Here is a 12,834-nt window from a genome sequence, read left to right as displayed (position 1 = left end):
GGCCGGCCGGGAGTCGTCAAGGAATGATGGCCGCAGTGTTGGTTCGATCCATGACCCAGAAGAGGAATTCGACGTGATCAAGAAGCAGAACCTTCGCATCAATGTGCTTGCCGCCGCCGTGCTGTCGATGACCGCGGTCGGTGCCGTCCACGCCGCCGGGTTGCCGACCCGTGAGCCGGTGCGCCAGGCCAGCACCGCCGAGCCGGGCGCACAGCGCATCATCGTCAAGTACCGTACCGGCACCGCTGCGGCGAGCGACCGTTCGGCCAAGCTGTCCACCGTGCAGTCTGCGCTGACCCGCGCCAGCCTGTCCGGTGGCACCACCCGCGCCAGCACGCTCGGCCCGCAGGTCGTGCGCAGGCTGGGCGTCGGTGCCGACCTGATCCGCCTGCAGGGCCGCCTGGCGCCTGCCGAACTGCAGCGCGTGCTGAAGGAGCTGCAGGCCGACCCGGCGGTGCAGTACGCCGAGGCGGACGTGAAGCTGCGCCGCACCGAGCTGCGCGCCGGTGACGTGCAGCCCGCGCTGGTGCCCAACGACCCGCTGTACCAGCAGTACCAGTGGCACTACTACAACGCCACCGGCGGCATCAACGCCCCGTCGGCGTGGGATGTCTCCAAGGGCGAGGGCATCGTGGTGGCGGTGATCGACACCGGCATCCTGCCGCAGCACCCCGACCTGGTCGGCAACCTGCTGGAAGGCTACGACTTCATCAGCGATGCGGAGACCTCGCGGCGCCCGACCAATGATCGCGTGCCGGGTGCACAGGACTACGGTGACTGGGTCGAGAACGACAACGAGTGCTACACCGGCTCGGTGGCCGAGGACAGCTCCTGGCACGGCACCCACGTGGCCGGCACTGTCGCCGAGCAGACCAACAACGGCGTCGGCATGGCCGGTGTCGCGCACAAGGCCAAGGTGCTGCCGGTGCGCGTGCTGGGCAAGTGCGGTGGCTATCTCTCCGACATCGCCGACGCGGTGATCTGGGCATCCGGTGGCACCGTGACCGGCATCCCGGCCAACACCAACCCGGCCGAAATCATCAACATGAGCCTGGGCGGCAGCGGTGCCTGTGGCAGCACCTACCAAGACGCGATCAACGGCGCGATCTCGCGTGGCACCACGGTGGTGGTGGCGGCCGGCAATGAAACCGACAACGCCTCCAAGTACCGTCCGGCCAGCTGCGAAGGCGTGGTGACCGTGGGTGCCACCCGCATCACCGGCGGCATCACCTACTACTCCAACTACGGCACCCGCGTGGACCTGTCAGGTCCGGGCGGTGGCGGCAGCGTCGACGGCAACCCGGGCGGCTACATCTGGCAGACCGGCTCCAACGCCGCCACCACGCCGGAATCGGGTACGCCCAGCTACATGGGCCTGGGCGGCACCTCGATGGCGTCGCCGCACGTCGCCGCCGTCGCTGCACTGGTGCAGAGCGCGCTGATTGCCAAGGGCAAGGATCCGCTGACCCCGGCCGCGATGCGTACCCTGCTGAAGGAAACCGCGCGCCCGTTCCCGGTCGCGATCCCGGCCGCCACTCCGATCGGCACCGGCATCGTCGATGCCAAGGCCGCGCTGGCCAAGGCACTGGAAGAGCCCTGCACCGAGAACTGCGGGCCGGTGGCCACGCCGCTGACCAACAAGGCCGCCATCGGTGGCCTGAACGGCGCCGCCGGCAGCAGCACGCTGTACAGCTTCGAAGCCGTCGCCGGCAAGCAGCTCAGCGTGATCACCTACGGTGGCACCGGCAACGTCTCGGTCTATCTGGCCAAGGGCCGTGAGCCGAGCGCCACCGACAACGACGCGCGCTCGACGCGTCCGGGCACCTCGGAAACGGTGCGGGTGACGGCACCGACCGCGGGCACCTACTACATCAAGGTGGTGGGTGAAGCGGCTTACAACGGTGTGAGCATTCTCGCCACGCAGTAAGCCCCTCGTGTCGTAGTTGAATGGCCGAAGCCCGTCATCCTGTGTGACGGGCTTCGTCTTTTTACGAAAGGTGGCCGCGAGGCGGCGGAGAACACGGCTTAACTGCTAAAGTCGGGCCGATTGACAGGAGAGTCACGTGAACGCGCTCGCTGCAACCGTTACCGACGACGCCGAAGGCCGCATCCTGGATGCGCTGCTGGCGCGCGGCCGGCTCAAGGAAGGAGACCTGGCACGCGCGCGGCCCTTGCATGCCGAGGCCGGTGGCAGCCTGCTGGGCCTGCTGGTGCGCCTGGGCCTGGTGTCTGAACGCGACCAGGCGCAGGCCAGCGCCGAGGTGCTGGGCCTGCCGCTGCTGGAGGGCCGGCAGGTACCTGAAGCCCCGCCGCAGGCGCTGGCCGAGGGACTGCCGCTGTCGCTGCGCTTCCTGAAACAGTTCCATGTGTGCCCGCTGGAGTTGAATGAACACGGGGTGCGGCTGTGGCTGGCCGATGCCCATGACGCCTATCCACAGCAGGCTGTGCAGTTGGCGCTGGGGGTTCCGGTGACACCGGTGCTGGGCATGCGCGCGGAGATCGATGACCTGGTCGAGCGCTGGTTCGGCCAGGGCCGCAGCGCGATGGGCGCGATCGTGGAAACCGCGGATGGCGAGGGTGGTGCGGTCGACGATATCGAGCACCTGCGTGACCTGGCTTCGGAAGCGCCGGTGATCCGCCTGGTCAACCTGGTGATCCAGCGTGCGGTGGAGCTGCGTGCTTCGGATATCCATGTTGAACCGTTCGAGAGCCGGTTGAAGGTCCGCTACCGCGTCGATGGCGTGCTGGTGGAGGGCGAAAGCCCGCCGGCCAACCTCACCGCAGCGGTGATCAGCCGCATCAAGATCATGGCCCGGCTCAACATCGCCGAGCGCCGCCTGCCGCAGGACGGCCGCATCATGCTGCGCGTGCAGGGCAAGGAGCTGGACCTGCGCGTGAGCACCGTGCCGACCGCACATGGCGAAAGCGTGGTGATGCGCCTGCTGGACCGCGAAACGGTGGTGTTCGATTTCCACCGGCTCGGCTTCACCGACGCCTTCCTGCCGCAGTTCCGCAAAGTGCTGGAACAGCCGCATGGCATCCTGCTGGTCACCGGTCCGACCGGCTCGGGCAAGACCACCACGCTGTACACCGCGCTGAGCCAGCTCAACACCGCCGACGTCAAGATCATCACGGTCGAGGACCCGGTCGAATACCAGATCGAGGGCATCAACCAGATCCAGGCCAAGCCACAGATCGGCCTGGACTTCGCCAACGCGCTGCGCAGCATCGTCCGCCAGGATCCGGACATCATCATGATCGGCGAAATGCGCGACCTGGAAACCGCGCGCATCGCCATCCAGTCGGCGCTGACCGGCCACCTGGTGCTGTCCACCCTGCACACCAACAATGCAGCCGGTGGCATCACCCGGTTGCTCGACATGGGCGTGGAAGACTACCTGCTCACCTCCACCATCAACGGCATCCTGGCCCAGCGCCTGGTACGCCGGCTGGAGCCGACCCATGCCGAGCGCTACGAAGCCTCGCCGGAAGAGATCGAGCGGTTCGAGCTGCGCCGCCTGCAGCCGGAAGGGCCGATCCACCTGTACCGCCCGAAGCCCTCGGCGCTGGCGCCGACCGGCTACCTGGGGCGCACCACCATCATGGAATTCCTGGTGATGAACGATGCGCTGCGGCGTGCGGTGATGCGTCGCGATGGCATGGGCGAGATCGAGCGCATCGCCCGCGAAGCCGGCATGCGCACCATGTACGAAGATGGCCTGTCCAAGGCGTTGAGCGGACAGACCACCATCGAGGAAGTGCTGCGCGTGACCGAGGAAAGCTGATGCGCCCAGGACGCCGGGGCTGACATGCCGAACTATCGCTACAAGGCGCTCAACCCGCACGGCGAGGTCTTCGACGGGCAGATGGAAGCGGCCAGCGAGGCCGAGCTGATCGCGCGCCTGCAGGACCAGGGCCACCTGCCGATGGAGACGCAGCTGGCCGATGCCGGCGCGATCGGCGGCAGCAGCTGGCGCAACCTGCTGCAGCAGCGCCCGTTGCAGGGCGCCGCATTACTGCAGTTCACCCAGCAGCTGGCGACCCTGCTCGGTGCCGGCCAGCCGCTGGACCGCGCGCTGTCGATCCTGCTGGGGTTGCCCGAGGACGAACGATCGCGCCGCGCGATCACCGACATCCGCGACGTGGTGCGCGGTGGTGCGCCGCTGTCCACCGCGCTGGAACGCCAGCATGGGCTGTTCTCGCGCCTGTACGTGAACATGGTGCGCGCCGGCGAAGCCGGTGGCAGCCTGCATGAAACCCTGCAACGCCTGGCCGACTACCTCGAGCGCAGCCGCGCGCTGCAGGGCAAGGTCATCAACGCACTGGTCTACCCGGCGATCCTGCTGGTGGTGGTGGGCGGCGCGCTGTTGTTCCTGCTCGGCTACGTGGTGCCGCAGTTCGCGCAGATGTACGAGAGCCTGGACGTGGCGCTGCCGTGGTTCACCAACGCGGTGCTGCAGCTGGGCCTGTTTGTGCGCGACTGGTGGGTGCTGCTGCTGGTGGTGCCGGCGCTGGTGGCGCTGTTCTTCGAGCGCAAGGCGCGGCAACCGGCGTTCCGGCTGGCGCTGGATGGCTGGCTGCTGCAGCGGCGTGGCATCGGTCGCCTCGTCGGCGAGCTGGAGACCGCGCGGCTGGCGCGTACGCTGGGTACGCTGCTGCGCAATGGCGTGCCGCTGCTGGGTGCGCTGGGCATCGCCCGCAACGTGCTGGGCAACCGCGCACTGGCCGCTGACGTGGAAGCGGCCGCCGATGAAGTGAAGAACGGTGCCGGCCTGTCGCTGGCACTGTCGCGCGGCAAGCGGTTCCCGCGCCTGGCCCTGCAGATGATCCAGGTCGGTGAAGAATCCGGCGCGCTCGATACCATGCTGTTGAAGGCCGCCGACACCTTCGAACAGGACAGTGCCCGGCGCATCGACCGCATGCTGGCGGCGATGGTGCCGGCGATCACCCTGATACTGGCCTCGGTGGTTGGCGCGGTGATCGTGGCCGTGCTGGTGCCGCTGTACGACCTGACCAATGCCATCGGTTGACGATGGCACTCCCCGCAACCCCGACACTCCGCAACTGAAAGGACCGTCCATGATTGCCAGTCGCCGACCGATCCGCCTTTCCTTCACCGCCGCGCGCAACCAGTCGGGCATGAGCCTGCTGGAGATCATCATCGTCATCGTGCTGATCGGCGCGGTGCTGACCCTGGTCGCCAGCCGCGTGCTGGGCGGCGCCGACCGTGGCAAGGCCAACATCGCCAAGGCGCAGGTGCAGACCGTCGCGTCCAAGATCGACAACTACCAGATCGACACCGGCAAGCTGCCGGGCACGCTCAATGACCTGGTGACCGCACCGGCCGGCGTGGGCGGCTGGCTCGGCCCCTATGCCAAGCCGGCCGACCTGAACGACCCGTGGGGCCACGCGCTGGAATACCGTGCGCCCGGCGAAGGCCAGCCGTATGAGCTGGTCAGCCTGGGCAAGGACGGCAAGGCTGGTGGCAGCAGCGTCGACGCTGATATCCGCTACCAGCCGTAACCGCGCATGACGTACTTCCTGCCGCGCCGGTTGCCCCATCCGCGCCTGCATGGCAGGCGCGCGGCGGGACTGTCGCTGCTGGAAATGCTGCTGGTGATCGCACTGATCGCGGCGATTGGCCTGATCACGGCCGCCGGGCTGTCGCGCGGTTTCGCCGGCATGCAGCTGCGCAGCGCGGGCAAGGACATCGCCAACCAGCTGCGCATGGTGCGTGCGCAGGCGATCGCCCGCGGTGAACCGCAGCGCTTCGTGATCGAACCGGCACGGCGGCGCTGGGAGGGTGCCAACCAGCGCCACGGTGAGGTCCCGGCACAGCTGCAGGTACAGTTCGAAGGTGCCGCACAGCTGGCCACCGCGCCGGGGCAGGGGGTGATCGAATTCCACCCCGATGGCGGCTCCAGCGGTGGCCGCATCCGGTTGCAGCGCGACGGTGCCGAATGGCGCGTCGACGTCGGCTGGCTCACCGGCGAGGTCCGCTCCGGCCCCTGGCGGGCGCAATGAGGCGGCGCGCGCGTGGCTTCACCCTGCTGGAAGTGATCATCGCCTTCGCCCTGCTGGGCCTGGCGCTGACCTTGCTGCTGGGCAGCCTGTCCGGCGGCGCGAAACAGGTACGTGATGCCGAGCTGCGCACGCGCGCGGTGCTGCATGCACAGTCGTTGCTGGCCGAGGCCGGCGTCGACGCACCGCTGCAGGTGGGCAGCCAGCAGGGTGACTGGGAACAGGGGCGCTATCACTGGGAACTGCAGGTTCAGCCGTGGGTGGAGCCACGTGCCGGCAACATCGTGCAGGCAACCTCACCGGGGACCCCGTGGCTGGCGGAGTTGCAATTGCAGGTGCGCTGGGGCGACAGCGAGCGCGAGCAGCTGCGCTGGCGCAGCCTGCGGCTGTTGCCGCCCGACCTGGAGAATGCGCGATGAGGCGCCCTGCCGCAGGTTTCACCCTGGTCGAAGTGATGCTGGCCACCGTGCTGCTGGCCGGTGGCCTGGCATTGGCCTTTGCCAGCGTGCGCTCGGCGATGGCGATCAGCCAGCGCGGCGAGCAGATCGCCGCCGAGAGCGAACGCATGCGCGCGGTCGAGTCCTTGCTGCGCAGGCAGTTGGCGGGTGCATTGCGCACCCCGCTGGAGGTCCCGGACCCTACCCGCGAACCGGTCTTCTTCCAGGGGGAGGAGCAACGCATGTTGTTCGCCGCTGACCTGCCCGGATACCTCGGCCGTGGCGGACCCTACCTGCATGCGCTGCAGGTGGACGGGCGCGATGGCCAACAGCGCCTGCTGCTGGACCTGGTGCTGCTGCAGGAAGGCGAGCGCATCGCCGAGAATCCGCCGCGCCCGCCCGAGGTGCTGGTGGAGAACCTGAAGTCGGTGCAGCTGCGCTATCGCGGCATCGATGCCAGCACCGGGCAGGTGACCGACTGGATGCCGCACTGGGATGACACCCGCCGCCTGCCGATGCTGGTGGAGATCCGGATCGTGCCTGCCCGGGGCACGCCGTGGCCGCCGCTGGTGGTGGCGCCGCGTGCCGGTGGCAGTGGAGGTGCGCGATGACCCGGCAGGGTGGGGCGGCCTTGGTGCTGGTGCTGTGGCTGATCGCGTTGATGACGGCGCTGGTCGGCGCGTTCGCGCTGAGCGCACGGGTCGAACACCTGCAGCAGCGCGTGCTGGATGACGATGCACGCGGGCAGGAGCGTGCGCGCGCCGGCCTCGAATATGCCCTGCTGCGCCTGTCGGCCGATCCGCAACGCGCGCCCTGGCGCGCCGATGGCCGCACCTATCGCTGGCAGTTCGACGACGCCAGCATCGAGATCAAGGTGCTGGACGAGAACGGCAAGATCAACCTGAACCTGGCCGATGCCGCGCTGCTGGCCGCCTTCCTCAAGGCGCTGGGGGAAGACGATGCGCAGGCCCGGCAGTTGGCCGGGGCCATCATCGACTGGCGTGACGAGGACAGCCTGCTGCAGCCGGGCGGTGGCGCTGAAGCGCAGGACTACGCTGCAGCCGGATTGCCCTACGGCCCACGCAACAAGCGGTTCGAGACCCTGGGCGAGCTGCAGCGGGTGCTGGGCATGCGCGGCCCGCTGTACCGGGCGATGCTGCCGCACCTGACCCTGTACAGCCGCCAGGCACGGCCGGATCCGCAGTTCGCCAGCGCGCCGGTGCTGACCGCGCTGGGGCTGGATGCGGACATGGTGATGGCGCAGCGCGCACAGCAGGAGCGTGATGCAGATTCCGCTGGTGGTACGACAACGCTTGCCAGCAGCAGCGGCACCTATAGTATCGAGTCCGGTGCCATCGACAGCAGTGGACGCAGGTCGGTGTTGCAGGCAGTGGTACGCAGTGGCTCGGGCGGGGTTCCCGGGCGGACCTACACAGTGCTTCGCTGGGAGCAGGGAATGACAGCAAGATGACGGCATGGCAGGACAGTCTGCGGCAGGTGCAGGGCCGGATCGGTCCGGGCGCCGGCCGTTTCCTGCGCTGGTGGCGGCAGTCGCTGCTGGCCTGGGTGCCGGTGCGCTGGCAATGGGCATTGGGCTGGGGCCAGGCACGCCTGCTGCTGCAGCTTGAGGGCGACCAGCTGCAGGTCTGGCGTGAAGCCGGTGACCGCCGCGAAGCGGTGGCGCGCCTGCCATGGCCGCTGTCGCCGGTCGAACTGGACCGCGTGCTGGAGCCGCGCCTGCGCAGCCTGCCCCGGGTGTGGCTGCTGCCCGCGGCGGACGTCCTGCGGCGCACCCTGCGCCTGCCCGCTGCAGCGGCCGACCGCCTGCGTGCCGTGGTCGGTTTCGAAATCGACCGGCAGACCCCGTTCGAATCCTCCCAGGTCAGCTATGACGTGCGTGAACTCGGCGCGGGCGGCGAAGGGCAGCTGCAGGTCGAACTGGTGGCGTGGCCACTGCGGCAACTGGAAGCATGGCGCACCGGTGTGGGCCAATGGGCCGACGCGCTGGCGGGTGTCGACGCCATCGATGCGCAGGGCAACGTACTGCAGGTGAACCTGCTGCCGCCCGCGCAGCGCCAGCTGCGGCCGGATCCGATGCGGCGCTGGAACCTGCTGCTGGCAGTGGCTGCCATGGTGATGCTGGTACTGGCCGCCGTGCAGCTGCTCGACAACCGCCAGGCCGCCGCCGACGAACTGCGTGCGCAGGTCGAGCGCAGCGCGCGCAGTGCGCGTGGCGTGGCCAGCGAACGCGCGCAGCTGCAGGCGCTGATCGATGGCGCCGCATTCCTGGAGAAGCAGCGCAGCCAGCGCGCCACCACGGTAGAGATCTGGAACGAACTGACCCGGCGCCTGCCGGAAGGCACCTACCTGGAAAAGCTGGCGATCGAGAACAACAACCTGCAGCTGATCGGCCTGAGCCGCGAGGCATCGCAGCTGGTGCAGCTGCTGCAGGACGCACCGCAGTGGCGCAAGGTCAACCTGACCGGGGTGCTGCAGGCTGATGGCGCGGCCAGTGGCCGCGACCGCTTCACCATGACCGCTGAACTGCAGCCGCTGCCGGCCGCAGCACCGACCCAGGAGGCGGCCGATGCCGATGCCAAGCGCACGCCGTGACCGCTGGCTGGCGCTGGCACTGCTGCTGGCAGTGCTGGGCCTGGCCTATCTGTTGCTGGTGCACCCCTGGTTCACCCAGCCGCTGCGCGCGATCGATGCCGATGTCGCCGCCCTGCGCGAACGCGAGTCGCGCGTGCAGGCGCAGCTGCAGCAGCAGCCGCAGATCGAACAGCGCCTGCGTGCCACCCGCGAGGCACTGCAGCAGCGGCCGGGCTTCCTGCGCGAAGCCACTGCCGAAGCCGCCGCCGCTGCATTGGGTACCCGGCTGCAGGATGCGGTGGCGATGGCCAGCCCCGGCAACCGCAGCTGCACCATCAGCAACCGCACGCCGCTGACCGACAACCGCCGTGACGCCGAGTTCGTGCGTGTCGCCATGCAGGTGCGCCTGCGCTGCGGTGTGGCCGAACTGGCCACCGTGCTGCACAGCCTGGAAACCGGCAGCCCACGCCTGTTCGTCGACAACCTCAACCTGATCGCGCAGCGCTTCCAGCAATCGCCGAACGAATCGGGGCTGGGCCTGGATGTGTCCTTCGAGCTGGCCGGCTACCTGCTGCCAGGCGCCGCCGCCGACGGCTCGGTTCCGGCACCCGCTGCGGCACCTGCACCTGCACCGCCGGCTTCGCCGGCAGAGGCCACGCCTGCACCTCATCCGGTGCCCCCGTCCGAAGGACAGGAGGTGGCCGATGAAGCTTGAGCAGATCAGCCTGCGTACCGGCTTCCTGCTGGCGCTGGCCGGCTGGGCGGCTGCCGTCTGGCTGGCCACCGGCTTCGGGCTGGGCAGCCATCTGCCGGGTGCCGGTGGTGATGCCGACGCCGCGCCATCGCTGCCTTCGCTGCCGCCGCTGGCTGCTGAGCGCATGGCCAGCGCCGACAGCTACAGCGCGATCGGAGAGCGCCCGCTGTTCGCCGAAGACCGCAGGCCACGGCCCTATCTGCTGGGGGGCAGCGAACCGGCTGCCAGCGCCGCGTTGCGCCTGACCGGCGTGCTGCTGACCGGCGATTTCGGCATGGCCACGTTCACCACGGAACAGAACCGCTCGCTGCGCCTGCGACTCAACGGCGAAGCCGTGGATGGCTGGCAGCTGGTGGCGCTGCAGCCGCGCCAGGCGACGGTGATCGGCCCCGGTGGCAACCAGGTCCTGGAACTGGCCGTGTTCAACGGCCAGGGGGGTGAGCCGCCGACGGTGCTGCGCGGTGCAAACGGTGCACCGCCTGCAGGTGCGATCGTTGTGCCGCCGCCAGCAGGCGCTCCGCCCGCGCCGTCACCGGCTGCGGCAACCACACCGCCGTCGCCCGCGGCCAGTGCGCAAGCACCCGCGGCGGCAGCTGCAAAAACACCACCGGCCAACAACAACGGTCCCAGCGAAGCGCAGATGCAGGCCATCCGCGAACGCATCCAGGCCCGCCGCCGCCAGCTGCAACAACAGCAGCAACAACCGTCGCCGCCCCCGGGCGATGGCACCAACCGATAGAGTGAATGCATGAACCTGCGTTTTCTTCCCTGGTCCTTTGCCCTCGCGCTGCTGGTCGGCTGCAGTACGGTGTCCGCGCCGCACGTGCAGCGCAACGGCAACCTGTCGCCCAGTGCCGATGCCGGGCAGGCGGCCGACGTCGCCGCCGATGCCGCCCGTGAAAGCCAGGGGGCGCCGCAGGCGGTGATCCGCCGCGGCACTGGCACGATGATCAACCGCGAGGCCGCACGCGCACCGGCGCCGGCACTGCACGGCGCCAGCACCGGCGAGGCGACCTTCAATTTCGAAGGCGAATCGCTGCATGCGGTGGTCAAGGCCATCCTCGGCGACATGCTGGGCCAGAACTACGTGATCGCGCCGGGCGTGCAGGGCACGGTCACCCTGGCCACGCCCAAGCCGGTTTCGCCGGCACAGGCGCTGAACCTGCTGGAGATGGTGCTGGGCTGGAACAACGCGCGCATGGTCTACAGCGGTGGGCGCTACAACATCGTCGCCGCCGACCAGGCGCTGGCCGGCACGGTTGCGCCGAGCACCGCGCCGGCCGCCAGTGCGCGCGGCTTTGAAGTCCGCGTGATCCCGCTGCAGTTCATCTCCGCCACCGAGATGAAGAAGGTGCTGGAGCCGTACGCGCGGCCCAACGCCATCGTCAACGTGGACAGCGGCCGCAACGTGATCACCCTCGGCGGTACCCGCGCCGAACTGGAAAACTACCTGCGCACCGTCGAGATCTTCGACGTCGACTGGTTGTCGGGCATGTCGGTGGGTGTGTTCCCGATCCAGTCGGGCAAGGCCGAACAGGTCGCGGCCGACCTGGAAAAGGTGTTCGGTGAAGAGAGCAAGACTCCCAGTGCCGGCATGTTCCGTTTCCTGCCGCTGGAGAATGCCAACGCCGTGTTGGTGATCACTCCGCAGGTACGCTACCTGGACCAGATCCAGCAGTGGCTGGATCGCATCGACACCGCGGGCGGCAGCGCCCGCCTGTTCTCCTACGAGCTGCGCTACATCAAGGCACGCGACCTGGCCGAGCGCCTCAGCGAGGCCTTTGCCAGCAGCGGCAACCGTGGCGGCTCCAGCCCGGCCTCGCTGGCGCCGGGCGCCATCCCGTCGCAGCTTGGCGGTGACGGCGATCGTGGCATGGACAACAGCAGCAGCAACCTGGGGTCGACGCTGGGTGGGAGCAGTGGCAGTGGCAGCAGCAATGGCAGCCTGAACCTGCCGCAGCGCCAGCCCGGCAACGTCAGTGTCAGCCTGGAAGTGGAAGGCGACCGCGTCGGCGTGTCTGCGGTGGAGGAAACCAACACCCTGCTGGTGCGTTCGACCCCGCAGGCCTGGCGCTCCATCCGCGAGGTGATCGAGAAGCTGGATGTGATGCCGCTGCAGGTGCATATCGAGGCACAGGTGGCCGAAGTCGCGCTGACCGGCGACCTGAAGTACGGCGTGAACTGGTTCTTCGACAACGCCGTGGCCGGTCGCGCACTGACCGGCGCATTGGCAGGCCTGACCCTGCCGCCGGCAGCGGCCGGTTCGTGGAGTACCTTCGCCGGCGGGATCACCGGCAACGATGGCGTGGGCTGGGCGTTCACCGGCCACAACGCCGCCGCCGTGGTCAGCGCGCTGGACAAGGTGACCGACCTGCGCCTGCTGCAGACGCCGTCGGTGTTCGTGCGCAACAACGCAGAGGCCACGCTCAACGTCGGCGACAAGGTGCCGATCAACACCACCACGGTGAACACCGGCGTGGGCACCAGCACCTACAGCTCGGTGCAGTACATCGACACCGGCGTGATCCTGAAGGTGCGCCCACGGGTGACCCGTGATGGCACCGTGTTCCTGGACATCGTGCAGGAGGTCAGCAGCGCCTCGGACGTGCCGGATACCTGCAACCCGAACGAGCGCAACTGCAACCCGCGCATCTCGACCAAGAAGCTGTCCACTGAAGCAGCGGTGCAGAGCGGCGATACCATCATGCTGGCGGGCCTGATCACCGATTCGGCCACCGATGGCAGCAGCGGCATCCCGGGCCTGAGCAAGATCCCGGTGGTTGGCGCGCTGTTCGGGCAGAAGACCCGCACCAGCCGCCGTTCGGAAGTGATCGTGCTGCTGACCCCGACCATCGTCCGCAACAGCCAGGAATCGCGCAACCTGACCGACGAGTACAGCAAGCGCTTCCGTGCGATGGAGCCGCTGAACCAGCCGCGCGCGAAGAAGTAAGGGGTTTGCGGCCGGGCGGCGCCCGGCACCCGCAGAGGCCGGAGCTGGAGCAACAGCAACAGCAACAGCAACAGCGGGTT

12 protein-coding genes are annotated in these 12,834 nt (G+C 68.9%); all 12 read left to right on the top strand.

Annotated features, from left to right (window positions below):
* The first annotated feature begins 73 nt into the window (after positions 1–73).
* Positions 74–1,927 (top strand): S8 family serine peptidase, encoded by a 1,854-nt coding sequence (locus tag B9Y64_RS04800; protein ID WP_100439681.1) that lies wholly within the window; start codon positions 74–76, stop codon positions 1,925–1,927.
* 136 nt (positions 1,928–2,063) lie between these two features.
* Positions 2,064–3,785: a type II secretion system ATPase GspE gene (gspE, locus tag B9Y64_RS04795; RefSeq protein WP_100439680.1), complete on the top strand. Its 1,722-nt coding sequence runs from the start codon at positions 2,064–2,066 to the stop codon at positions 3,783–3,785.
* Positions 3,786–3,809: 24 nt separating this feature from the next.
* Positions 3,810–5,030 carry a type II secretion system protein XpsF gene (gene xpsF / locus B9Y64_RS04790; protein WP_100439679.1) on the top strand — a complete coding sequence of 407 codons (1,221 nt, stop codon included), beginning with the start codon at positions 3,810–3,812 and terminating at the stop codon, positions 5,028–5,030.
* 49 nt (positions 5,031–5,079) lie between these two features.
* Positions 5,080–5,523, top strand: coding sequence for a type II secretion system major pseudopilin GspG (gene gspG / locus B9Y64_RS04785; protein WP_100439678.1), 444 nt, complete (start codon positions 5,080–5,082; stop codon positions 5,521–5,523).
* Positions 5,524–5,529: 6 nt separating this feature from the next.
* Positions 5,530–6,024 (top strand): type II secretion system protein XpsH, encoded by a 495-nt coding sequence (gene xpsH / locus B9Y64_RS04780; protein WP_005415226.1) that lies wholly within the window; start codon positions 5,530–5,532, stop codon positions 6,022–6,024.
* Complete coding sequence (xpsI, locus tag B9Y64_RS04775; RefSeq protein WP_100439677.1) at positions 6,021–6,440, top strand: type II secretion system protein XpsI; 420 nt, start codon at positions 6,021–6,023, stop codon at positions 6,438–6,440. Before xpsH ends, xpsI begins: the two co-directional genes overlap by 4 nt.
* On the top strand, positions 6,437–7,069 hold the full coding sequence (locus B9Y64_RS04770; protein WP_100439676.1) for a type II secretion system protein J: 633 nt from the start codon (positions 6,437–6,439) through the stop codon (positions 7,067–7,069). The genes xpsI and B9Y64_RS04770 overlap by 4 nt, the downstream gene beginning before the upstream one ends.
* Complete coding sequence (locus B9Y64_RS04765) at positions 7,066–7,929, top strand: general secretion pathway protein GspK (protein ID WP_100439675.1); 864 nt, start codon at positions 7,066–7,068, stop codon at positions 7,927–7,929. Before B9Y64_RS04770 ends, B9Y64_RS04765 begins: the two co-directional genes overlap by 4 nt.
* Entirely contained in the window at positions 7,926–9,071 is a 1,146-nt protein-coding gene (locus B9Y64_RS04760; RefSeq protein WP_100439674.1) for a PilN domain-containing protein, read from the top strand. Before B9Y64_RS04765 ends, B9Y64_RS04760 begins: the two co-directional genes overlap by 4 nt.
* Entirely contained in the window at positions 9,046–9,765 is a 720-nt protein-coding gene (gene gspM / locus B9Y64_RS04755) for a type II secretion system protein GspM (protein WP_100439673.1), read from the top strand. Before B9Y64_RS04760 ends, gspM begins: the two co-directional genes overlap by 26 nt.
* Complete coding sequence (locus B9Y64_RS04750; RefSeq protein WP_100439672.1) at positions 9,755–10,543, top strand: general secretion pathway protein GspN; 789 nt, start codon at positions 9,755–9,757, stop codon at positions 10,541–10,543. The genes gspM and B9Y64_RS04750 overlap by 11 nt, the downstream gene beginning before the upstream one ends.
* Positions 10,544–10,552: 9 nt before the next feature.
* Complete coding sequence (gspD, locus tag B9Y64_RS04745; protein ID WP_100439671.1) at positions 10,553–12,754, top strand: type II secretion system secretin GspD; 2,202 nt, start codon at positions 10,553–10,555, stop codon at positions 12,752–12,754.
* Positions 12,755–12,834 lie beyond the last annotated feature (80 nt).

The organism is Stenotrophomonas maltophilia (assembly GCF_002799245.1).
GTDB lineage: Bacteria > Pseudomonadota > Gammaproteobacteria > Xanthomonadales > Xanthomonadaceae > Stenotrophomonas > Stenotrophomonas maltophilia_S.
This window is presented reverse-complemented; position numbering and strand designations above follow the sequence as displayed.